Here is a 20,587-nt window from a genome sequence, read left to right as displayed (position 1 = left end):
GCATGCAACGCAATCGGGTGGATGCTCGCTTCTACTTCATGTTGGTGATCGCAGCCGTGGTCACTTTCGCGGTGCATGAAGTAGCGCACTGGATCGCCGGCGTTGCCCTCGGCCACGACATGGTCATCAGACTCAATGGCGTGGCCGGGGCGCCTGGCGTGGTGTTGCCGGCGCGCGATGCCTTCATCGTCACGGCTGCCGGTCCGGTGGTCACGGTGTTGCAGGCACTGGTGGCCTTCGCGCTGGTGCGCAACCGCGGTGCGCTGCTGGCTTATCCGTTCTTGTTCGCTGCCTGGTTCATGCGGTTCGCCGCGGCTTTCGTCAGCCTGTTCCATCCGAACGACGAAGCCCGCATGAGCCTGCAATTGGGTTGGGGACAGTGGCTGCTGCCCATCGTCACGGTGCTGTTGCTGTTGTTGCTCACCTGGTCCGGCGCCCGGCGACTGCGATTGGGCTGGACCACCAATACGGCGAGCTACGTGCTGTGCAGCCTGCTGTTCGCAGCGATCGTGTTCGGCGATGCGGCGTTGTAACGAACATCAGGCAACCAAATAAGCGCGAGTACTTCACGGAGACGTTCAGATGGAATCCAGCACTGCTGACGTGGCACAAGCTAATCCGGCAAGCATTCCAGGCTTCCTCCAGCCGCAAAGCAGCGCCATAACGCATAAGCGACGCTCACTGCGGGATGTTGCAAACGCGGCATTGAAATCAGCGGCCGGGTTCTGGTTTCTGGTGGCGGTCATCGGCCAATGGGTGTTCGGGTTCTACATCTTGTCGTTTTATGGCGGTTCGGCTGCGCAGGGGAACTTGGCAGCGTGGAATAAGGTCCTTCCGCACGGATACATTCCCGGCGATGGCGTGGGCAACACGGTTGTCGCCATGCATCTCTTATTGGCTGCGATCATCACCATCGGCGGACCGCTTCAGCTTGTCCCGCAAATCCGGGTCCGCGCGCCGACCTTTCATCGCTGGAATGGGCGCATCTTCCTGCTCACCGCTTTCGTGGCCGCGATGACTGGCCTTTACATGATCTGGATTCGCGGCGGAGCTGCCGGCGACGTTGTGCAGCACCTTGGTATCAGTCTCAACGCTGTCCTGATCGTGCTCTGCGGTGTCGTGGCGCTGCGCTATGCGCTTGCCCGGCAGTTTTCCGTTCATCGCCGCTGGGCGCTTCGCTTGTTCTTGTTGGTGAGCGGAGTCTGGTTCTTCCGGGTAGGGCTGTTTCTCTGGCTGATCGTCAATCAAGGCCCCGCTGGATTCGATCCGAAGACTTTCCAGGGCCCGTTCCTGAGTTTCTTGTCTTTCGCGCAATACCTTGTGCCGCTTGCTGCTCTCGAAATCTATCTGCGCACACAGGATCGCGCCGGCACATCAGGCCGGTTCGCGATGGCGACCGGCCTTTTTGTGCTGACCGTCGCGATGGGCGTCGGCATTTTTGGAGCCACCATGGGGCTGTGGTTGCCTCGCATCTAGCCTTGATGCTGGAGGCGGCAACGAATGCTAGCCGAGCAGCTTGCCCAGCATCTTGGCGCCGCCCATCCACACGCCGATGGCGGTGCCCATGCTGGTGAGGAAGAAGTTCAGCAACACGCGCGCGACGCGGTTGCGATACCAGCCGCGCAGGCTTTGCACGTCGTCGCGCAAGGCCATGAAATCGGCGTAGGTCGGCTTGCGTACCCAAGCTTCGGCTAGCGCGCTGAGCGTGCCGGAGGCGAGTGCAGGATGCAGCGGCGTGATCGGCGAGGCGAGGAACGCGACGACGATGCTCAGCGGATGTCCGCCGGCAAGTGCGCAACCGATCGCACCGAGGCTGCCGGTCAGCAAGATCCAGTACAGCATCAGGTCGGCGCCGACCTCGAAGCCACCGCGCCAGAAACCCCAGGCGAAACCTCCGAGCACGAACGCGGCCAGCACGATCGTGAACCACGGGATCGAGGATTTGGGTTTGACCGACTCAAGTTCGGCGCGGACCGCACCAGGCTCGGCAGTATCTTCGCGCAGATACTGGGCCATGCCTTGCAGATGTCCCGCGCCGACAACAGCCAATACTTCGCGCGCACCGCTGTCGGCGGTGGCGGACTCACGCAAACGCGCGGCCATGTAGCGGTCCCGTTCGGCGATCACGGTGTCGTACAGCGCCGGACTGTCGGCGGCGAATTCGCCGAAGCTCGCTTCCAGCATGTCGCCTTGCTTGAGTTTCTCGATTTCGTGCTCTTCGACCTGTTCGTCGGCAAACAGCGAGGCGAGGATGCCGCCGCCGAGCTTGGCGCGGTCCCACCAACCAAGGCGCGACGAAGCGCGCTTGAAGGTGAGGCCGACTTCGCGATCGATCAGGTGCAGCGGCAGGCCACGTTCGCGCGCCAGCTGCGCGGTGGCTTTCAGTTCGGCGCCTGGCTCGATTCCGAACTGTTCGGCGAGACGGCGTTGATAGGCAGCGAGGCCGAGGTTGGCGGCGAACATCGCGACCTTGCCTTCGCGCAACACCTTGACCAGGTCGAGTTTGGCCAGCGCGTCCGGATCGGTCAGCGATGCCAGCCGCGGCGCATCGAGTTCAACCGCGATGGTGTCGTAGGCGCCGCTGCCGATCGCAGCGTGCACCGCGTCGACGCTGGCCTTCGACACATGCGCAGTGCCGAGCAGCGTGTAGCGCACCCCGTTGCGTTCGACGATGGCATGCGGCTGGTCGGCGAGGGGGGTGTGCGAAGCAGGCGCGGTGGTTTCGGCGGTCATCAAGGCGATCTGAGTCTGCGGACCGCCGCGGATTGTCGCGACGGTCGCGCAGCATAGTCGCTCGCCGGCATCAGCAGCAAAACAGGGCGTTCAGGCAAAGCCGTAGGGCAGGTTGGGCGAGGACACCACGCGTTCGCCTACTGTCTCACCGCGCAGGAAGCACAAGGCCGCGGCGATCACGCTCTGGTCGTCGGCAACACGGTTGTGGCCCAGCCCGCGGGTGCTGATCAGGCGGGAATCCGCCCAGTAGCGCGCATAACGCTCTCCTTCCGACCACGGCACTTCACGGTCTTCGACGTCATGGACTATCAGTGCCGGATGACCGATCCGCGGTGCGTTCGTGTGCGCCTGCATTTCCTCGGCTTGCACCCTGGTGCGCTTCTCGAAGATGGCGAACATTCGCCGGTTCAGCCAGCCGGCCATCCATACGAAACGCCCAAAGCGATCAACCGCCGCCAGCGGATCTGCCGCGGGCGCAAGCAGGATCGCGCGTTCGGCAACCAGGCCGCGCGCCATCGCAATCGCTGCTGCGGCACCGCCCAACGAATGCCCGATCACTGCCGCTGCTGGCCCGTAGTGATGGCCGACGGCGAGCAGGTAGCAGGCGAAGTCAGGCAGCGTCACCTGCGTTCCGCTGCTCCTGCCGTGCGCCGCCTGATCGAAGGCGACCACTGCATAGCCAGCGGCCTGCAGCGGTGCCACCCATGGTGCGATTCGCGTGCCATGGCTGGACCAGCCATGCGCGAACAGGACGTAAGGCTGGGTAAGTGGGTCGCCCCAGATGTAGGTTTCGATCGCGACGCCATCCACGTCCAGCGTGCGCTCGCGTGCGCCGAGCGTGGGCGCGGCGAGCGCACGGCTGCGCGTGGACTTGAATGGCGTGGTGAAGAGCCGCGCGGCCCGATGGACGGTGGCCTCGGGCGCCAGCCAGCTGCCGAGCAGATAGCTCAATCGCAGCGCATATAGCGGAACCATATTACGAACGATCGTGCTAATTTTGGAGATGATTGCAAGCATGGCAAGCCTCCGAGGGATGTCAGGTGGTGGGGGGGAAGTAGGAGCTGAGCAAGCGCTCGAACATGCGCTGCCCACGTCTAATAGCGGACTCGGAGCCGAGCAACCCAGCGTCGTATTGCACACCCAGGGCGATGCTGGTGATCTCGAAGGCGAGCTGCACAGGGTCTGTATCCGCCTGTAACTCACCACTATCGACCGCCATCTGGATGGCGCGGGCGAGATCGTTGCGCCAACGCTGTTCGTGTTGCACCACGCGGTCGCGCAGTGGGCCGGGTCGGTCGTCATATTCGCTGACCGCCGACAACAACAGGCAGCCGCTATCGTTGAGGCGAATCCAGTCGAACCAGCCGGCGATGATGGCCCGCAGCCGTGGCAGGCCACGTTTCGCCTTCAACGCTGGCAACAGGGTGTGGTCGAAGAAGCGTCGGGCGGCGGAATCCAGCACTGCCAGCTGTAGATCCTCGCGCGAGCCGAAATGTGCGAAGACGCCGCTCTTGGACATCCCGACCGCGTCGGCCAGCGGACCGATCGACAGTCCCTCGAGCCCCGCCGAAGACGCGATGGTGTACGCGCGATCGATGATGGTCTCACGGGTGACGGCACCTTTGTTGGTGGCGGGCTGAGCGGACATGCAGCGACAATAGCACGTCCGTTCGTTTTATAATGACCGTTCGTCGGACAAGCCTTGGGAGTGCGTTTGCCCCGTGCCCTACGGCGCAGTTGCGGCACCTGGTCCCAGTGGCCGTTGCATCTGCACGGTATCCAGCCAGCGCCCGTGCTTGCGGCCCAAGCCGTTGAACACGCCGACGGTTTGGAATCCGAGATGCGCATGCAGGGCGATCGAGGCCGTATTGGTACTGTCCCCAATGACCGCGACCATTTGGCGAAAGCCCAGGGCTTCGCAGTCGGCAATTAGCTGTCGCAACAACGCCCGGCCTATACCGCGTCCCTGGAAATCCGGCTGCACGTAAACAGTGTCCTCGACAGTCCAGCGATAGCCATCCCGCGAGCGGTAACTGCTGGCGTAGGCGTAGCCAGCGAAGTCGCCATCGATTTCGGCGACGAGATAGGGATAGCCCTGGCTGACGATTGCCTGCCAGCGGCGTGTCATCTCGACTTCGTCGGGCGCTTCGTATTCGTAAGTCGCCACGCCGTCGCGGACTTCCAATGCATACAGCGCCGTGATCGCCGGCAAGTCGCTGGCCACGGCCGCGCGCAGGTGCAGTCCCACGACGTCAGTCGCGATAACGCTTGAGCAGATCGCCGTAAGCATCGATGCGCCGATCCCGCAGGAACGGCCAGATCCGCCGCACATGCTCGCTGCGACCCAGGTCGACTTCGGCCATCAAAATTTCAGGCTCGTCCCTGGCTTCGGCGAGGAACTCGCCTTGCGGTCCGAGCACATGGCTGGAGCCCCAGAAGTCGATGCCGGCGGCGTCTGCGTATCTGTCAGAAGCGGGCGACTGCTCATGGCCGACCCGGTTGCACGACAGCACCGGCAGCCCGTTGGCGACGGCGTGGCCGCGATGACTCAGGATCCAGGCGTTGCGCTGGCGGTCCTTCTCGCCTTGGTCGTCGTTCGGGTCCCAGCCGATCGCAGTCGGGTAGAGCAGCAGCTCGGCGCCAGCCAGCGCCATCAGGCGCGCGCCTTCCGGATACCACTGGTCCCAGCACACGCATACGCCAAGCCGGCCGACGCTGGTGTCGATCGGATTGAAGCCGAGGTCGCCGGGCGTGAAGTAGAACTTCTCGTAGAAGCCCGGATCGTCGGGGATATGCATCTTGCGGTACTTGCCGGCGGTGGAGCCGTCGGCGTCGAACACGACCGCGGTGTTGTGATACAGCCCGGCGGCGCGGCGTTCGAACAATGAGCTGACCAGTACTACGCCATGCTGTTTCGCGAGCTTGGCCAGGCGTTCGGTGCTGGGACCGGGGATCGGCTCGGCGCGGTCGAACTCGCCCACCGATTCGTGCTGGCAGAAGTAAGGGCCGTTGTGGAGTTCCTGCAACAACACCAGCTTGGCGCCGCGCTTGGTGGCCTCGCCGACACGCTGTTCGATGACGCTGAGGTTGGCCTCCGCATCACCGTGGTTGCGCTCCTGGATCAGGGCGACGGGCAGGGTGGTTTTCTTCGCCATCACAAGGTCCTTGCGGCTATTCCATGCGCGATTGTAGGGCGGGTTTTAACCCGCCATTGATGCGCCGACGTTCATTGCGGCGGGTTAAAGCCCGCCTACACGACGCCTTGCGGGAGCTGCATGGTGATGCAATGCAGGCTGCCGTTCTGCCAGATCAATGGACGACACGGTACCGCGATGATCTCTCGATCAGGGAAGGCCTGTTCGAGCACCCCGGCGGCACCGGCATCCGCCGTGTCTCCGTAAACGGGCATCAGCACCGCACCGTTGATGATCAGGAAATTGGCGTAACTGGCAGCCAGGCGCCGGCCTTCGTCGACGATGGGCTTGGCCCAAGGCAGCGGGAACAGGCGGTAAGGTTTGCCGTCCACGGTGCGCAGCGCCGCGAGTTCTGCTGCCATCGCCTGCAGCTCCCCGTAGTGCGAATCGGCCGGGTCGTCGCAGGCCTGGAACACGATCGCGTCCGCAGCAGCGAAGCGGGCGAGGGTGTCGATGTGGGCGTCGGTGTCGTCGCCTTCGAGGTAGCCATGGTCGAGCCACAGCACGCGCTGCTGCTGCAGCCACTCGCTGAGCTTGCTGGTCAGCAGTTCGCGACTGACGTCGGGGTGACGCTCGTGCAGGCATTGCCACGTGGATAACAGGGTGCCCGCACCATCGGTGTCGATGGCGCCACCTTCCAAAGCAAAATCAATGTGTTGCCGAACACTCTTGCGGAATGTTCCAGCGTCGCTGAGGTTGATGACCAGCTCGTCGTCGCGGCTGGCTTCGAACTTGCCGCCCCAACCGGTGAAGCGGAAATCGAGCAGGCGAAAGCCATCGCCGTCACGCAGGGTGATCGGCCCGGAATCGCGTAGCCAGGTATCGTCGTATTCGACTTCGATGAAGCGCACGCGGCCGAGGTCGATCCGCGCCGAGCGCAACCGCGCTTCGGCATAGGTCTGCAGATCGACGTCGGCGACACAAATCACCACGTCCTGATGGCGCGTGATGGCGGCGACCAGAGCGATGTAGGTTTCCTCGACTTCGCCCAGGCGTTCGGCCCAGTCGGTGTCGGCATGCGGCCACGCGATGAGGACCGCGGACTGGGGTTCCCACTCCGCGGGAAAACGAACGGCTGCGGTCATCGTCAGCGAACGGGAGGCTTTGGCCCGACTTCGGTTTCGTCGGCCTTGTTGGCGACCGCGTCGATCACCTTGCTCTTCTCGAAGTACACGGTGAAGGCGGGGTAAACCCAGCGGTTGATGGTCGGCCACTGGCGCTTCTGGCCGCCGCGCGGGTCGAGGCGGTCGCTGGGTGCGCCGTATTTCGCCTCGACCTGGGCCATGGTCATACCACGTGCGGGAAGGGCGGCCTTGTTCTCTTCCTGCACCCGCTCGATCAGCAGCTTTTCGGCCGAAGCGGTGCCGGCGAGGGCGAGGAGGGCGAATAGCGGAAGTGCACGGAAACGAATGTTCATGGCGCGACCCCGAGAGATGGATGTAAGTACAGGCGGCGTTGTAGCAGATCGGCAGGGCGACACGCTACGCGGCGGCGTGTTTCTGGGATGTCGAGAGCAGAAACGCAGAAGGCCGCCTCGCGGCGGCCTCCGGCAAGCGAAGCTCTACCGACGCTTAGCGCTGGCGCGCCTTGAAACGCGGATTCGACTTGCAGATCACGAAGACCTTGCCACGACGGCGGACCACCTTGCAGTCGCGGTGACGGGCCTTCGCCGACTTCAGGGAGGACAGGACCTTCATGACAGACCTCGGAGCGGTTAAAGGGTTAGGGGAAAACGCAGCCGCGCATTCTAGCGGGCTTTTCCCCGCCTATTCAAGTGCTTGCGTAATTTGATGCGCGGCCGCGGCTACAATCGTTCGATATCCACTGGGGGCGCCATGTCTGACAAGACCATTCCCGTGCTCACCATCGACGGGCCCTCAGGCTCCGGCAAGGGCACGATCAGCCGCCATGTCGCGCAGCGATTGGGCTGGCATTACCTGGATTCCGGCGCGCTGTACCGGGCCGTAGGCATCGCCGCGAGTTGGGCCGACATCGACCTTTCGGATGCCTCGGCCTTGGTCCGCTGCACCTTCGACACCGAAGTCGGCTTCCGCGATGAGTCCGCGGATGAGCCCCGGGTCATCGTAAACGGCGTCGATGCGACCGACGAACTGCGCACCGAGACCGCCGGGGCGGCGGCTTCGGCCATTGCCGCGATCCCCGAAGTCAGGGCGGCGCTCAAGGATCGGCAGCGTGCCTTCCGCCAGCCGCCGGGCCTGGTCGCCGACGGCCGGGACATGGGGACGGTCATTTTCCCCGATGCTCCCTTCAAGGTCTTCCTCACCGCCAGTGCCGACGAAAGGGCGGAAAGACGCTATAAGCAGTTGAAGGAAAAAGGAGTTTCCGTTACATTGGACGGTCTGCTACGGGAGATTTTAGCCCGCGACGCCCGCGACGCCAGCCGCGCGGTGGCTCCGCTGCGACCGGCCGATGACGCCGTCCGCATCGATACCACTGGCCAAAGCATCGATGCGGTGGTCGAACGCGTGCTGGCGCTATTGCCGGAACGCGCGGCGTAGTCCCACGTGACAGAAGCCCCCGTTCGCAATCCCGCGGGCGGGTCATCCACCAACCTGGCGCCAGCTTCCTCCTCGAAGCACAACGCCAACCCAAAGGGTGGGTCGGACGCATCGCCAACAAAGGCGCGCCCCGGCCTGTGTATCCACCAGAGAATTTTATGTCCGCTGTTATGACCGAATCTTTTGCCGAACTGTTTGAAGCAAGCCAGGCCGGACTGGCCAAGCTGAAGCCGGGTTCCATCGTCACCGGTACCGTCGTCGAAGTCCGCTCCGACGTCGTGGTGATCAACGCTGGTTTGAAGTCCGAAGGCATCGTGCCGATCGAGCAGTTCCGCAACGACGCCGGCGAAATCGACGTTGGCGTGGGCGACCTGGTCAAGGTCGCGCTCGACTCGCTCGAGAATGGTTTTGGCGAAACCGTGCTGTCGCGCGAGAAGGCCAAGCGCGCCATGGTGTGGGACGAACTGGAAGAGGCCCTGCAGGCCAACGCCACCATCACCGGTCGCATCAGCGGCAAGGTCAAGGGCGGTTTCACCGTCGACATCAAGGACGTCCGCGCATTCCTGCCGGGCTCGCTGGTCGACGTGCGTCCGGTCCGTGACCCGGTTTACCTCGAGGGTAAGGAACTCGAGTTCAAGCTCATCAAGCTCGATCGCAAGCGGAACAACGTGGTGGTTTCGCGCCGCGCGGTGGTCGAGAGCGAGCATTCGGAAGAACGCGAGCAGCTGCTCGAGAAGCTGGTCGAGGGCGCGGTGCTGAAGGGTGTGGTCAAGAACCTCACCGACTACGGCGCCTTCGTCGACCTCGGCGGCATCGACGGCCTGCTGCACATCACCGACATGGCCTGGAAGCGCGTGCGCCATCCGTCCGAAGTCGTGGAAGTCGGCCAGGAGCTGGACGTCCGCGTGCTCAAGTACGACCGCGAGCGCAACCGCGTCAGCCTCGGCCTGAAGCAGATGGGCGAGGATCCGTGGGACAACATCGCCCGCCGCTACCCGGCCAACACCCGCGTGTTCGGCAAGGTCAGCAACGTCACCGATTACGGCGCGTTCGTCGAGATCGAGCCGGGCGTCGAAGGCCTGGTCCACGTCTCCGAAATGGATTGGACCAACAAGAACGTCAACCCGTCCAAGGTCGTGCAGGTCGGCGACGAAGTGCAGGTCATGGTGCTGGACGTGGATGAAGAGCGTCGCCGCATCTCGCTCGGCATCAAGCAGGTCACCAGCAATCCGTGGGAAACCTTCGCTGCGATCCACAAGAAGGGCGACAAGGTGTCGGGCCAGATCAAGTCGATCACCGACTTCGGCATCTTTATCGGCCTCGACGGCGGTATCGACGGCCTGATCCACCTGTCCGACATCAGCTGGAACTCCACCGGCGAAGACGTGGCGCGCAACTACAAGAAGGGCGATACGCTCGAAGCCGTAGTGCTGGCCGTCGATCCGGAACGCGAGCGCATCAGCCTCGGCGTGAAGCAGATGGAGCAGGATCCGTTCGGCCAGTTCATGGCGAGCAACCAGAAGGGCACCAAGGTCACCGGCACGGTCAAGGAAGTGGACGCCAAGGGCGCGACCATCGACCTCGGCGACGGCGTCGAAGGCTATGTTGCCGCGCGCGACATTTCCTACGATCGCGTCGACGACGCCAGCCAGCACCTCAAGGTGGGCGACACCATCGAAGCCAAGTTCACCGGCATGGATCGCAAGGGCCGCACGCTGCAGCTCTCGATCAAGGCCAAGGACGAAGCCGAGACGCAGGAAGCCCTGGCTGAGTACAACAAGGCCTCGGACGCTTCCAGCGGCACCACCAAGCTCGGCGCGCTGCTGCGCGAACAGCTCGGCAACAAGTCCGAGTAAGCAGCAGTCGTTGCGATTTCCGCGGCGGTCCGGCTCCGGCCGGGCCGCCTCGGGTTCACCGGCCACGACTTGCTATCCCAGGGCAGCGACGCGTCCATGACCAAATCCGAACTGATCGAGATCCTGTCGGCCCGCCAGGCGCACCTGAAGGCGGACGACGTCGATCTTGCGGTGAAGTCGTTGCTGGAGATGATGGGTTCGGCGCTGTCCGGCGGCGAGCGCATCGAAATCCGCGGCTTCGGTAGTTTTTCCCTGCATTACCGCCCGCCGCGGCTGGGCCGGAATCCCAAGACCGGCGATTCGGTCGCGCTGCCGGGCAAGCATGTTCCCCACTTCAAGCCGGGCAAGGAACTGCGCGAACGCGTCAGTGGAGTTGCGCCCGTCGACTCGGAAGAATGATTCAGCAGCGCCTGCGTCGGCTAAGCTAACGACCCATCGCAAACGCTTAAGGATGGGCACCGCACGATGCGACTGATCCGCCTTTTGATCGCCTTGGCCTGTCTCGCAGCCGGCGTTGCCGTGGGCGCCATGAACCCACAAGTGGTGGCGCTCGACCTTGGCTTCGTCGCGGTGTCGACCACGCTGGGCGTGGCGGTCATCGTGGCGTTGCTATTTGGCGTGCTGGTCGGTGGCCTGGTACTGGCCGCGAGCGTGGTACTGCCATTGCAGCAGCGCTTACGGCGTGCTGAAAAATCCAGGAACGGACTCTGACGCATGGCCTTCATCAACGAATGGTTCTGGTTCTTCCTGCTGCTGCCGATCGCAGCTGCCACCGGTTGGTTGATCGGGCGTCGCGGCGGCGAGCGTCATAGCGATTCGCAAGTCAGCCGGCTGTCGACGACGTATTTCCGCGGCCTGAACTACCTGCTCAACGAACAACCTGACAAGGCGATCGAGGTGTTCCTGCGCATCGCCGAACTCGATCGCGACACGTTCGAGACCCAGGTCGCGCTCGGCCACCTGTTCCGTCGTCGCGGCGAAGTCGATCGCGCCATACGCCTGCACCAGGCGCTAGTGCAGCGCAACGACCTCAACGACCAACAGAAAGTGCAGGCATTGCTGGCGCTCGGCGAGGACTACATGCGCTCGGGCTTGCTCGATCGTGCCGAAACCGTGTTCAGCGACCTGGTGAGACTCGACATGCGCGCGCCACAGGCGCTCAAGCACCTGATCGGTATTTACCAGGCCGAACGCGATTGGGACAAGGCGATCGAGAACGCCACGCGCTTCGAGGAAATCACCGGCGAGCCGATGGGCAAGCTGGTCGCACAGTTCGAATGCGAGCTGGCAGATCGCCATCGTGCCGCCGGCGATGTCGAGGAGGCACATGCCGCGGTAGCGCGCGCCTATCAGGCTGATGCGAACTGCGTGCGTGCCGGCATTCTCGAGGGCCGCATCGAACTCGATGCCGGCAACGACAGCGCCGCGATCCGTGCCTTCGAGCGCGTCGCGCGCCACGATCCCGATTATTTGCCGGAAATCCTGCCAGCGCTGTTGTCCTGCTATGAACGCAGTAGCGACAGCCCGGGTGCGCGCAGCTTCCTCGCCGAAATGATCGAACACTACCGGGGCGTCGCCCCGGTGCTGGCACTGACCAAGATCGTCGAAGGCGAGGAAGGAGTGCCCGCGGCACGGGCGTATCTGGCGCAGCAACTGAAGGATCGGCCATCGGTGCGCGGTGAAGCGGCGCTGATCGACTTGACCTTGGCAGAAGGCGCCGATGCGGTAGCGACCTTGCACGACCTCAAGCACATCACCGATCAGTTGCTGGTGCGCAACCCGAGCTACCGCTGCAATCGCTGCGGCTTCGGGGCTCGCGCACATCACTGGCAATGCCCGAGTTGCAAGGAGTGGGGCTCGATCAAGCCGTTGCTGAATTACGCCGTGGTGTGACGCGTGACCCGTTGGCTGCTGCTCCACTTCGCGATCGGACTGGCAGGTACGTGGCTGGCGCGGCGTTATGCCTTGCATCGCAACCTGCTCGATCAACCAGGCGAGCGCCGCAGCCATGCCGTACCGACGCCCCGCGGCGGCGGTATCGCGATCGTCGTCGCCATATTGCTCGCCGGCACATGGTGGCTGTCGCGCGCAGGCGCAGAACTGTCGATGTTGGTGGCGTTCCTGGCGGGCCTGCTGCTGGTGGCGGTGGTCGGTCTGATCGACGATCACCGCCCCCTGTCGCCATGGCTGCGGCTGGCCGTGCACTTCGTCGCAGCGGGCCTGCTGGCCCTGGGGGCGTGGGTGGCCTACGGACAGGTGCTACTCGTGTTCGCTGCCTTCGTATTGGCCCTGGTGCTGACCAACGTCTGGAACTTCATGGACGGGATCGATGGACTCGCTGCAAGCCAAGCCGCGCTGGTCGCCGTGGCGGTGGCTTGGGCGACGGCCGGATTGTGGCAGTGGCTCGCCTTGGCATTGCTGGCGGCAACGATGGGTTTCCTGCCGTTCAATTTCCCCAAGGCTCGCATTTTTTTGGGCGATGTCGGCAGCGGCGCGCTGGGTTTCACATTGGCATCACTGCTGATGGGCACGATCGCGCAGGTGCCTCGCGCAGGGGGGGTATGGATGTTGCCGCTGTCTGCCTTCCTGCTCGATGCGAGCCTGACCTTGCTTGGGCGATTGCGGCGCGGTGAAGCGTGGTGGCGACCGCATACGCTGCACGCTTATCAGGGTTGGGCGCGGGTCGGAGGCAGCCATGTCCCGGTGACGCTGGGTTATGCCGCATGGACTGCCCTGGCAGTGTTGCTTTTGCTGGTGCTGCGCGGAACTGGTCCGCTACTGATGACCTTGTCTTGCGTGGCGTGGTATATGACAGGGGCAGGGGTGTGGTGGATGCTGCAACGGAAAGTGATTGCAGCAGGAATGGAGAACATGGAATGAGTTCATGGCGCACCCGGTGGGCCTCGCTGTTGCCGCGTTCCGCGGTAGTGCTGCACGATCTGGCGATGGTCTGGCTGTGCTGGCACGGCCTGCATCATTTCCGCTATGCAATGCTCGACCAGTCCACGCCCTTGCCGTGGTGGTCGGTCGAAGACGCCATCGTGCTGCTGTCCCAGGGATTCGTGCTGTGGCGCGTAGGCCTGTACCGGGGGCTGTGGCGCTTCGCCAGCGTCCCCGATTTGTGGAATCTAGTGAAAGCCGGCGCGCTGGGCTTGCTCACCATCGTGCTGGGGTTGTTCCTCTACAACCGCCTGGATTCAGTGCCGCGCACGGTATTGCTGCTCTATCCGTTTGCGCTGATCGGGCTGCTCGGCACGCCACGGCTGCTGTATCGCGCCTGGAAGGAGAGCCATAGCGCGCGTAACGACCATGCTGCCGTGCGCGTGTTGATCCTCGGTGCCGGGCAGGCTGGCGAGGCCTTGGTGCGTGATCTGCATCGGACTGGTGCCTACCAGCCAGTCGGATTCCTCGACGACGCTGCCCAGCTGCGCGGCAGCAAAGTCCAGGGCGTGCCGGTGCTCGGCCAGGTCCGGGATGTGGCTGAAATCGCACGCGAAACCGCAGCCAAGCTGTTGGTGATCGCCATGCCTTCGGCTGATGCCACAGCCTTGCAAAAGGTAGTCACCGCCTGCGAGCACACCGGCCTGCCGTTCCGGATGGTGCCGCGCCTGCATGACGTACTCGAAGGCCATTCGCTGCCGGGCGAATTGAAGGAAGTCGCCATCGAGGACTTGCTCGGTCGCAAACCGGTATTGCCGGACTGGAAGGCGATCCGCGGCTGGCTTGGTGGCCGTACTGTCCTGGTCACGGGAGCTGGCGGTTCGATCGGCGCTGAACTGTGCCGGCAATGCGCGAAGCATGGCGCGCGCCGGGTCGCGTTGGTCGAGATCGACGAACTGGCATTGACGACAACGGAAGCCGAGCTGCGCCGCGATTTCCCTGATCTGGAATGCATTTCCGTGCTTGGCGATTGCGGCGATCCGGCAGTGATCGCCCATGCACTGCGCCTCGCCGAGCCAGACGCACTGTTCCATGCGGCCGCCTACAAGCAGGTGCCTCTGCTGGAAGCGCAATTGCGTGAGGCGGTGCGCAACAACGTACTCACTACCGACACCGTGGCACGAGCCTGCCGCGATCACGATGTCGGTACGTTCGTGTTGATTTCCACCGACAAGGCGGTTGACCCGGTCAACGTGCTCGGGGCCACCAAGCGACTCGCGGAAATGGCCTGTCAATCGTTGGCCAATCGCCGCTCGACCCGTTTCGTCACGGTTCGCTTCGGCAATGTGCTTGATTCGGCCGGCAGCGTGGTGCCCCTGTTCCGCGAGCAGATCCGCAACGGCGGGCCGGTCACCGTGACCGATCCGGAAGTCACTCGTTACTTCATGACCATTCCCGAGGCTTGCCAGCTGATCCTTCAGGCGTCAGCGATCGGCTCTCACGAAGCCATCTACACCCTCGACATGGGGGAGCCGGTGCCGATCCGCCTGCTCGCCGAGCAGATGATTCGTCTCGCTGGCAAGCAACCCGGTCGCGACATCGCCATCGTGTTCTCAGGCTTGCGCGCCGGCGAAAAACTGCACGAAACGCTGTTCCATGCCGAAGAGCGTTATCGGCCGACGGCGCACCCGAAGATCCTGCAGGCCGAACCTCGTGCTGTATCGGCCGAGGGCATTGCCCTGGCAATAGAACGCATGCGCGAAGCGAGCAATCGTTACGATCGCGATGCGCTCTCGGTACTATTGCGTGAAGCCGTGCCAGAATTCGCCCCGGCGCCGAGCAACATCGAACCCGCTACCGCTATCGTGGTCGCATTCCCTGCCCGCAACGCACGCAAGATTTGATGAAACGCATTCGCAAGGCTGTTTTCCCGGTCGCCGGACTGGGCACCCGATTCCTGCCCGCCACCAAGACCGTCCCCAAGGAAATGCTGCCGATCATCGACCGGCCGCTGATCCAGTACGCGGTCGATGAGGCGATCGAAGCCGGTTGCGACACCCTGATCTTCGTCACCAACCGCTATAAGCACGCGGTCGCCGACTATTTCGACAAGGCCTACGAGCTGGAACAGAAGCTCGAACAAGCCGGCAAGACCGAGCAGCTCGAACTGATCCGCAACGTACTGCCACCTGGCGTGCGTGCAGTGTTCGTCACCCAAGCCGAGGCGCTCGGGCTCGGCCATGCCGTGCTGTGCGCCAAGCCGGTGGTGGGCGACGAACCCTTCGCCGTGCTGCTGCCGGACGACCTGATCTGGAACCGTGGCCCCGGTGCGCTCAAGCAAATGGCCGATGCGGCCGTCGTCGACGATGCCAGTGTCATCGCCGTGCAGGATGTACCACGCGACCAGACCAGCAATTACGGTATCGTCGCGACGGACGCCTTCGTGGAACGCGAGGGCCGTATCCGTGCCATCGTCGAGAAACCAACACCAGAGGCGGCGCCCAGCAACCTCGCTGTGGTCGGCCGTTACGTGCTGAGCCCGCGCATCTTCGATCTGCTCGAACTCGTCAAGCCCGGGGCTGGCGGTGAAATCCAGCTCACCGACGCCATTGCTGCTTTGCTCGAGGAGGAGCGCGTGCTGGCGTATCGCTTCCAAGGCACGCGTTTCGACTGCGGCACGCATCTTGGCCTGATCGAAGCGACGATCCGCTACGCACTCGACCACGAGAAACTCAGCGATTCAGCGCGCCGGTTGATGCAGAACGCGCTCGATGAACTCGGCGTGGTCGACCTGGATTGAATGCGGGTTAACGTCGAAGCTACTTGCTAGACAGGACTGCTTGCACGTTCCACTCATCCAAACCGCCACAACACCAGCGCGGCCCAGGTAACGAGTGCAACCGCCAGGACCAGGGCGAAGGTTCCCGCAAGTTCGACCCGACGCGCCCACAGCAGTGCCGGGGCATCGCGTAGCACGCGTACGTCGCGCCAGGTTTTCCATTCGCGCGGCGGGAAGCGGCCTTCGATACGCGAAGTCAGCCCCAATTTGCGCAAGCTCACGCCGAGCGCCGCCGCGGGTATGGCGAGGCCGATGCCAAGCGCGGACAACAGTATGCGTAGCCAGCGACGGACCGTGTCCGGATCGCTGACCATCAACTCGTTGGTCACGTGTCCCAGCCATAAGTTCAACTGCCACAGCAGGATCAGGCACAGCACCGCCGTGCCGGCAAGCAGCAACACGGCGCGATTACGATAGGCTTTGTCGGCGCGATGGATTTCCATGTGATCTCCGTGGCTTGCGCACCATCAAACCGTGTCAGGCATTGCCATGTCCATACCATCCGTCAGCTATTACCACGCAACTGTCCCGGAGCGAGCACTTTCAGCATCCCTGGAAGGACGGCGCGCGGCGAAAGTGTGCGTAATCGGCGGTGGTTTTGCGGGCCTCAACACGGCATTGGGATTGGCCGAACGAGGCGTGCGTGACGTAGTTCTCATCGAAGCCGATGTGATCGGGCATGGCGCTTCTGGCCGCAACGGCGGTTTCGTGTTCGGTGGCTATTCGCGCGGGGAGGGTGAACTGCTGCGCGAGCTAGGGGGCGAGCGCGCACGTGCGCTATATCGCGGCACTACCGACGCGGTTGCGTTGATCCGCAGTCGCATCGACAAGTACGCGATCGACTGCGACCATCGTGACGCAGGAGTCATCTGGGCGAACTGGTTCCGCGACCCCAGTTGCCTGCAATACCGGCAACGACTGCTGGCCGATCACTACGATGTCGACTGGCAATGGCTGCCGCAAGCCGAATTGCGTGAACGCGTCCGCAGCGAGCGCTACCACGATGGTCTGTTCGAGCCGCAGGCCTTTCATTTCCATCCACTGAAATATGCACTTGGCATCGCGGCGGCAACGAGCCGGCTCGGCGTCACCCTGTTTGAGCGCACTCCGGCACTCGCACTCGCGCGGAATGGTGTGCATTGGCGCGTACGCACACCCGCAGGCGAGATCGAGGCCGAACAGGTCGTGCTTGCCTGTGGCGGCTACCTCGCTCACTTGCGTCGCCGCGTCGACGCCGCGGTGCTACCGATCGCGACCTACGTCATGGTCACCGAACCGTTGGGCGAGCGCTTGCGCGAGCTGATGACGACGGATGCCGCGATCTACGACACCCGTTTCGCCTTCGACTACTACCGCCCACTGCCGGACACGCGATTGTTATGGGGCGGGCGCGTCTCGGTGCTGGATCGTTCGCCCGCGGCCGTGAAGCGGCTGCTATATCGCGATCTGTTGCAAGTGTTTCCACAGCTCGATGGCGTGCAGATCGATTACGCCTGGTCAGGGCTGATGAGTTACGCGCGTCACCAGATGCCGCAGATCGGCCGCATTGATGACTGTTTATGGCTCGCGCAGGCGTTTGGGGGGCATGGTGTTGCGCCGACGACGCTTGCGGGTGAAGTGTTGGCGTCGGCGATCGCGGAAGATGATTCGCGTTGGCAGCAGTTTGCCGACTATGGCTTGGTGTCGGCGTTCAAGCCTGCGGGCTTCGTCGGCGCGCAGCTCAGTTACTGGTGGGCGCAATCCAGGGACGCTTGGAAGGATTGGCGGGAACAAGCCGGACGTGGATAAGTTAGTGCGTGGGATTGTCCGAATGTCGACACCTTGAGCTTCCTGCAATGAAACAGGCGGCTGGATAGCCGCCTGTTTCGTGTAGCTTCAACGGCGTGCTCGTCCAGGCCCCGTATTGGCGTACGCAATTATTTGCACCGTGCCATCCGGGTTGCGCAGGCGGAAGAGTTTGGCCTTGGGCAGGCGTGTTGCGATATCACCGAGCATGAACTGCTGGCCGATATCGGCTTGGAAATCGTCCTGGTAAGACACTTCGATGCGACAGCTGGTGCTGTGACACTTCGCATCATGCGCCAAGGGTTTGGGAGCCTGATTCCACTCCAGGTTCTTGGCTGTGAATGCCGAGTCGATCAACTTCTCGGTCGGTGCTGCCCAAGCGGCAGACAGGGGCTCGGCAACGAACTTCGCCTCCTCCTGGGCTGCGAGAGCCCGCATTCTTTGTTCGCCCTGGGCTGCAGTAGCCGCGAGGTCATGCTCCTCATCGTGGCCGCGAGCCGATGCGCCTGTCCCTTGTGAAGCTGCGACGTAGCCCTTTCTCCCGGTCAGCAAGACCTCGAGGCGGTCCAGTCGACGGGCCTGGGTCTCCTGAGCTCGAAGCAACAGATCGATGCGTTCATCCAGCGATCCGCCTGAGCCAGTCTCGAGGCCGGCTACAGTTGGTGAGCGGTTGACTGCCCATGTCGTGCAGACCACGACGGCGAGTGCAATCAGTGTGGCAACCAACGCCTTCGACGAAACGAGATTCTTCATTGCAGAGCCTTTAGCAGAACCTTTAAGGGTATCCAGAAAACAAGTCGCTGACCGAAGTCAGCGACTCGCGGCAAGCGTGTGATGCTCAGTTTTCGGTGGCACCCTGCTCAGTGATCCGGTAGAACCGCAGGGTCGCCTTCGGGCCAAGCGTACACAGCATCATGACGGATGTATGCAGGTAGTCCGCAGTGCCAGTCCAGCCCGAGATGCCGAAGTTGACCTCGGTCCCGGCCGCCATCGCGCCCGTGTTGTGCGTACTGGTCTCGGTAACGCCCACATAGGTACCACCACTGCCGTTGTCGATGGTGTAGATGTTGCAGACGGTGGTCGAACCAACGTTACCGGCAGCGACGTGCATGTGCGAACTCGGGGCATTCAGCGGTACGCCGGCATCGCCGTCGTACGCGAGTTCGCTGTCATTGATGATCGGGCAGATGATGTTCTTCGGGTTGACGGTCAGGTTGATGATGCCGGCCGCGCCGAACTGCAGGTCCGTCCAGGCGGTGCTACCAAACACCTTGCAGCCGCTGCCCGCGTAGACCTTGCTATCGTTGGCGGCACTGGCATTGCTGGTCGGCGCCATGCTCAGGACGGCCGCGGTCAATGCGGTGGCGATGAATGTTGCCTTCATGGTCTCTTCCCTCTTGGTTGTGAGATGAACAGGAGGGTGTCTTTTCCCGCTCCCACACAACAAGAACGCAGCTTTGACTGGATTCCGGACAGGCGTCACGGATTCGAGGGCACACAAACTGGGATGAGCTCACCGCAAATCAACAACGGCGCCCTTGGGCGCCGTTGTTGATCACTTCATGACGCTGTGTTCACAGCGCTTCGAATACGCCCGCCGCTCCCATGCCGGTGCCGATGCACATCGTCACCATGCCGTACTTCTGCTGGCGCCGACGCAGGCCGTGGACAATGGTGGCTGTCCGGATCGCACCAGTGGCACCGAGTGGATGACCGAGCGCGATCGCGCCGCCGAGTGGATTGACCTTGGACGGATCGAGCCCGACATCGCGAATCACTGCCAACGCCTGCGCTGCGAAGGCCTCGTTGAGCTCGATCCAGTCGAGTTGATCCTTGGTCAAGCCAGCTTGCTTCAGCGCCTTTGGAATCGCGGCGATCGGGCCGATGCCCATCACTTCCGGGCGCACGCCTGCAACAGAAAAACTGACGAAGCGCGCGAGCGGGGTCAGGCCATAGTCCTTGATCGCCTGTTCGGACGCCAACAGCACCGCGCCTGCACCATCGCTCATTTGCGAGCTGTTGCCGGCAGTGACGCTGCCGCCGAACTGGCCATTGCGAAACACCGTCTTGAGCTTGGCGAGACCTTCCAGGGTCGAATCCGGACGCGGGCCTTCATCCGTGTCGATCAACGCTTTCTTCAGGCGCACTGTATTGCCAGCAACATCCGGTATGCGCGATGTCACTTCGTAGGGCGTGATCTCACCCCTGAATTCACCGGACTGGATCGCCGCGATCGCCTTCTGGTGCGAAGCAAGGGCGAAAGCATCCTGATCCTCACGCGAAACCTTCCACTCTTCAGCGACCTTCTCGGCCGTGATACCCATGCCATAGGCGATGGCAATGTTGTCGTTGTCGAGTATCGAAGGGCTGAATGCGACTTTGTTGCCCATCATCGGCACCATCGACATCGATTCGATGCCGCCGGCGAGCACCAGGTCGGCTTCGCCGAGGCGGATGCGGTCTGCTGCGAGGGCCACGGCCTGCAAGCCCGAGGAACAGAAGCGGTTGATGGTCTGCGCAGCGACCGTGTTCGGCAGGCCTGCCAGCAGTACGCCGATCCGGGCGACGTTCATGCCTTGCTCGCCCTCGGGCATCGCGCAGCCGATGATCGCGTCATCGATCCGACCGAGGTCGATGCCCGGCGCCTGTGCGACCACGCTGCGCAACACGTGCGCGAGCATGTCGTCGGGACGAGTATTGCGGAACACGCCACGGGGTGCCTTGCCGACCGGAGTGCGGGTGGCGGCGACGATGTAGGCGTCTTGGATTTGCTTGGTCATG

General features: G+C 63.2%; 23 protein-coding genes. 11 read left to right on the top strand and 12 right to left on the bottom strand.

The window, feature by feature from the left end; translation table 11 throughout:
• The first annotated feature begins 2 nt into the window (after positions 1 to 2).
• Positions 3 to 533 carry a hypothetical protein gene (locus MO486_RS00570; RefSeq protein ID WP_242903651.1) on the top strand — a complete coding sequence of 177 codons (531 nt, stop codon included), beginning with the start codon at positions 3 to 5 and terminating at the stop codon, positions 531 to 533.
• Positions 534 to 582: 49 nt separating this feature from the next.
• Entirely contained in the window at positions 583 to 1,476 is an 894-nt protein-coding gene (locus MO486_RS00565) for a DUF2306 domain-containing protein (RefSeq protein ID WP_242903648.1), read from the top strand.
• A gap of 27 nt (positions 1,477 to 1,503) precedes the next feature.
• Here MO486_RS00565 and MO486_RS00560 read toward each other — a convergent pair whose 3' ends face one another.
• From MO486_RS00560 to ykgO, 8 genes are all read right to left on the bottom strand, one after another.
• Positions 1,504 to 2,733 carry a TraB/GumN family protein gene (locus MO486_RS00560; protein WP_242903646.1) on the bottom strand — a complete coding sequence of 410 codons (1,230 nt, stop codon included), beginning with the start codon at positions 2,731 to 2,733 and terminating at the stop codon, positions 1,504 to 1,506.
• Between the two features lie 90 nt (positions 2,734 to 2,823).
• Complete coding sequence (locus MO486_RS00555; RefSeq protein WP_242903644.1) at positions 2,824 to 3,708, bottom strand: alpha/beta hydrolase; 885 nt, start codon at positions 3,706 to 3,708, stop codon at positions 2,824 to 2,826.
• Positions 3,709 to 3,769: 61 nt separating this feature from the next.
• Positions 3,770 to 4,381 carry a TetR/AcrR family transcriptional regulator gene (locus MO486_RS00550; RefSeq protein ID WP_242903642.1) on the bottom strand — a complete coding sequence of 204 codons (612 nt, stop codon included), beginning with the start codon at positions 4,379 to 4,381 and terminating at the stop codon, positions 3,770 to 3,772.
• Between the two features lie 78 nt (positions 4,382 to 4,459).
• Positions 4,460 to 4,981 carry a GNAT family N-acetyltransferase gene (locus tag MO486_RS00545; protein ID WP_242903640.1) on the bottom strand — a complete coding sequence of 174 codons (522 nt, stop codon included), beginning with the start codon at positions 4,979 to 4,981 and terminating at the stop codon, positions 4,460 to 4,462.
• A 4-nt stretch (positions 4,982 to 4,985) separates the two neighbouring features.
• The gene (locus tag MO486_RS00540) at positions 4,986 to 5,888 is read right to left on the bottom strand and encodes a carbon-nitrogen hydrolase (RefSeq protein ID WP_242903638.1); all 903 of its coding nucleotides are present in this window, start codon (positions 5,886 to 5,888) and stop codon (positions 4,986 to 4,988) included.
• Positions 5,889 to 5,983: 95 nt separating this feature from the next.
• Positions 5,984 to 7,012, bottom strand: a complete 1,029-nt coding sequence (locus tag MO486_RS00535; RefSeq protein ID WP_242903636.1) for an agmatine deiminase family protein — start codon at positions 7,010 to 7,012, stop codon at positions 5,984 to 5,986.
• Between the two features lie 2 nt (positions 7,013 to 7,014).
• On the bottom strand, positions 7,015 to 7,344 hold the full coding sequence (locus MO486_RS00530; RefSeq protein ID WP_242903634.1) for a hypothetical protein: 330 nt from the start codon (positions 7,342 to 7,344) through the stop codon (positions 7,015 to 7,017).
• A gap of 154 nt (positions 7,345 to 7,498) precedes the next feature.
• On the bottom strand, positions 7,499 to 7,624 hold the full coding sequence (ykgO, locus tag MO486_RS00525; RefSeq protein WP_010342887.1) for a type B 50S ribosomal protein L36: 126 nt from the start codon (positions 7,622 to 7,624) through the stop codon (positions 7,499 to 7,501).
• 138 nt (positions 7,625 to 7,762) lie between these two features.
• On the opposite strand from ykgO, the gene cmk reads away from it, so the two are divergent.
• The 8 genes from cmk to galU all read left to right on the top strand — a co-directional run bounded on the left by cmk (position 7,763) and on the right by galU (position 15,982).
• Positions 7,763 to 8,446 (top strand): (d)CMP kinase, encoded by a 684-nt coding sequence (gene cmk / locus MO486_RS00520; RefSeq protein ID WP_242904578.1) that lies wholly within the window; start codon positions 7,763 to 7,765, stop codon positions 8,444 to 8,446.
• A 170-nt stretch (positions 8,447 to 8,616) separates the two neighbouring features.
• Entirely contained in the window at positions 8,617 to 10,302 is a 1,686-nt protein-coding gene (gene rpsA, locus MO486_RS00515; protein ID WP_242904576.1) for a 30S ribosomal protein S1, read from the top strand.
• Positions 10,303 to 10,398: 96 nt separating this feature from the next.
• Positions 10,399 to 10,701 carry an integration host factor subunit beta gene (locus MO486_RS00510; RefSeq protein ID WP_242903632.1) on the top strand — a complete coding sequence of 101 codons (303 nt, stop codon included), beginning with the start codon at positions 10,399 to 10,401 and terminating at the stop codon, positions 10,699 to 10,701.
• Between the two features lie 66 nt (positions 10,702 to 10,767).
• Positions 10,768 to 11,013, top strand: a complete 246-nt coding sequence (locus MO486_RS00505; protein ID WP_242903630.1) for a LapA family protein — start codon at positions 10,768 to 10,770, stop codon at positions 11,011 to 11,013.
• 3 nt (positions 11,014 to 11,016) lie between these two features.
• Positions 11,017 to 12,195, top strand: coding sequence for a lipopolysaccharide assembly protein LapB (gene lapB / locus MO486_RS00500; protein WP_242903628.1), 1,179 nt, complete (start codon positions 11,017 to 11,019; stop codon positions 12,193 to 12,195).
• A 3-nt stretch (positions 12,196 to 12,198) separates the two neighbouring features.
• Complete coding sequence (locus tag MO486_RS00495; RefSeq protein WP_242903626.1) at positions 12,199 to 13,182, top strand: glycosyltransferase family 4 protein; 984 nt, start codon at positions 12,199 to 12,201, stop codon at positions 13,180 to 13,182.
• Positions 13,179 to 15,086, top strand: a complete 1,908-nt coding sequence (locus MO486_RS00490; RefSeq protein WP_242903624.1) for a nucleoside-diphosphate sugar epimerase/dehydratase — start codon at positions 13,179 to 13,181, stop codon at positions 15,084 to 15,086. The genes MO486_RS00495 and MO486_RS00490 overlap by 4 nt, the downstream gene beginning before the upstream one ends.
• A complete protein-coding gene (galU, locus tag MO486_RS00485; protein WP_242903622.1) occupies positions 15,083 to 15,982 on the top strand; it encodes a UTP--glucose-1-phosphate uridylyltransferase GalU in 900 nt (299 codons plus the stop codon). Before MO486_RS00490 ends, galU begins: the two co-directional genes overlap by 4 nt.
• Positions 15,983 to 16,035: 53 nt before the next feature.
• On the opposite strand, the gene MO486_RS00480 is transcribed toward galU, so the two are convergent.
• Positions 16,036 to 16,464 (bottom strand): hypothetical protein, encoded by a 429-nt coding sequence (locus tag MO486_RS00480; RefSeq protein ID WP_242903620.1) that lies wholly within the window; start codon positions 16,462 to 16,464, stop codon positions 16,036 to 16,038.
• 46 nt (positions 16,465 to 16,510) lie between these two features.
• Here MO486_RS00480 and MO486_RS00475 point away from each other — a divergent pair, with 46 nt between their 5' ends.
• Positions 16,511 to 17,809, top strand: a complete 1,299-nt coding sequence (locus MO486_RS00475) for an FAD-binding oxidoreductase (protein WP_242903618.1) — start codon at positions 16,511 to 16,513, stop codon at positions 17,807 to 17,809.
• Positions 17,810 to 17,896: 87 nt separating this feature from the next.
• Here MO486_RS00475 and MO486_RS00470 read toward each other — a convergent pair whose 3' ends face one another.
• The 3 genes from MO486_RS00470 to MO486_RS00460 all read right to left on the bottom strand — a co-directional run bounded on the left by MO486_RS00470 (position 17,897) and on the right by MO486_RS00460 (position 20,586).
• Positions 17,897 to 18,559 carry a hypothetical protein gene (locus MO486_RS00470; protein WP_242903616.1) on the bottom strand — a complete coding sequence of 221 codons (663 nt, stop codon included), beginning with the start codon at positions 18,557 to 18,559 and terminating at the stop codon, positions 17,897 to 17,899.
• Positions 18,560 to 18,644: 85 nt separating this feature from the next.
• On the bottom strand, positions 18,645 to 19,190 hold the full coding sequence (locus MO486_RS00465) for a hypothetical protein (protein WP_242903614.1): 546 nt from the start codon (positions 19,188 to 19,190) through the stop codon (positions 18,645 to 18,647).
• 190 nt (positions 19,191 to 19,380) lie between these two features.
• Positions 19,381 to 20,586, bottom strand: a complete 1,206-nt coding sequence (locus MO486_RS00460) for an acetyl-CoA C-acyltransferase (protein ID WP_242903612.1) — start codon at positions 20,584 to 20,586, stop codon at positions 19,381 to 19,383.
• Position 20,587 lies beyond the last annotated feature (1 nt).

The organism is Lysobacter sp. CFH 32150, assembly GCF_022758295.1.
Classification (GTDB): Bacteria; Pseudomonadota; Gammaproteobacteria; order Xanthomonadales; family Xanthomonadaceae; genus CFH-32150.
The sequence above is the reverse complement of the archived record's forward strand: the minus strand, read 5'-3'. Positions and strand labels throughout refer to the sequence as shown.

Bases quoted from the DNA above. Each gene is read 5' to 3' on its own strand.
- MO486_RS00570 (WP_242903651.1), top strand. From the start codon at position 3: ATGCAACGCAATCGGGTGGATGCTCGCTTCTACTTCATGTTGGTGATC.
- MO486_RS00565 (WP_242903648.1), top strand. From the start codon at position 583: ATGGAATCCAGCACTGCTGACGTGGCACAAGCTAATCCGGCAAGCATT.
- MO486_RS00560 (WP_242903646.1), bottom strand. From the start codon at position 2,733: ATGACCGCCGAAACCACCGCGCCTGCTTCGCACACCCCCCTCGCCGAC.
- MO486_RS00555 (WP_242903644.1), bottom strand. From the start codon at position 3,708: ATGGTTCCGCTATATGCGCTGCGATTGAGCTATCTGCTCGGCAGCTGG.
- MO486_RS00550 (WP_242903642.1), bottom strand. From the start codon at position 4,381: ATGTCCGCTCAGCCCGCCACCAACAAAGGTGCCGTCACCCGTGAGACC.
- MO486_RS00540 (WP_242903638.1), bottom strand. From the start codon at position 5,888: ATGGCGAAGAAAACCACCCTGCCCGTCGCCCTGATCCAGGAGCGCAAC.
- MO486_RS00535 (WP_242903636.1), bottom strand. From the start codon at position 7,012: ATGACCGCAGCCGTTCGTTTTCCCGCGGAGTGGGAACCCCAGTCCGCG.
- MO486_RS00530 (WP_242903634.1), bottom strand. From the start codon at position 7,344: ATGAACATTCGTTTCCGTGCACTTCCGCTATTCGCCCTCCTCGCCCTC.
- ykgO (WP_010342887.1), bottom strand. From the start codon at position 7,624: ATGAAGGTCCTGTCCTCCCTGAAGTCGGCGAAGGCCCGTCACCGCGAC.
- cmk (WP_242904578.1), top strand. From the start codon at position 7,763: ATGTCTGACAAGACCATTCCCGTGCTCACCATCGACGGGCCCTCAGGC.
- rpsA (WP_242904576.1), top strand. From the start codon at position 8,617: ATGACCGAATCTTTTGCCGAACTGTTTGAAGCAAGCCAGGCCGGACTG.
- MO486_RS00510 (WP_242903632.1), top strand. From the start codon at position 10,399: ATGACCAAATCCGAACTGATCGAGATCCTGTCGGCCCGCCAGGCGCAC.
- MO486_RS00505 (WP_242903630.1), top strand. From the start codon at position 10,768: ATGCGACTGATCCGCCTTTTGATCGCCTTGGCCTGTCTCGCAGCCGGC.
- lapB (WP_242903628.1), top strand. From the start codon at position 11,017: ATGGCCTTCATCAACGAATGGTTCTGGTTCTTCCTGCTGCTGCCGATC.
- MO486_RS00490 (WP_242903624.1), top strand. From the start codon at position 13,179: ATGAGTTCATGGCGCACCCGGTGGGCCTCGCTGTTGCCGCGTTCCGCG.
- MO486_RS00480 (WP_242903620.1), bottom strand. From the start codon at position 16,464: ATGGAAATCCATCGCGCCGACAAAGCCTATCGTAATCGCGCCGTGTTG.
- MO486_RS00475 (WP_242903618.1), top strand. From the start codon at position 16,511: ATGTCCATACCATCCGTCAGCTATTACCACGCAACTGTCCCGGAGCGA.
- MO486_RS00470 (WP_242903616.1), bottom strand. From the start codon at position 18,559: ATGAAGAATCTCGTTTCGTCGAAGGCGTTGGTTGCCACACTGATTGCA.
- MO486_RS00465 (WP_242903614.1), bottom strand. From the start codon at position 19,190: ATGAAGGCAACATTCATCGCCACCGCATTGACCGCGGCCGTCCTGAGC.
- MO486_RS00460 (WP_242903612.1), bottom strand. From the start codon at position 20,586: ATGACCAAGCAAATCCAAGACGCCTACATCGTCGCCGCCACCCGCACT.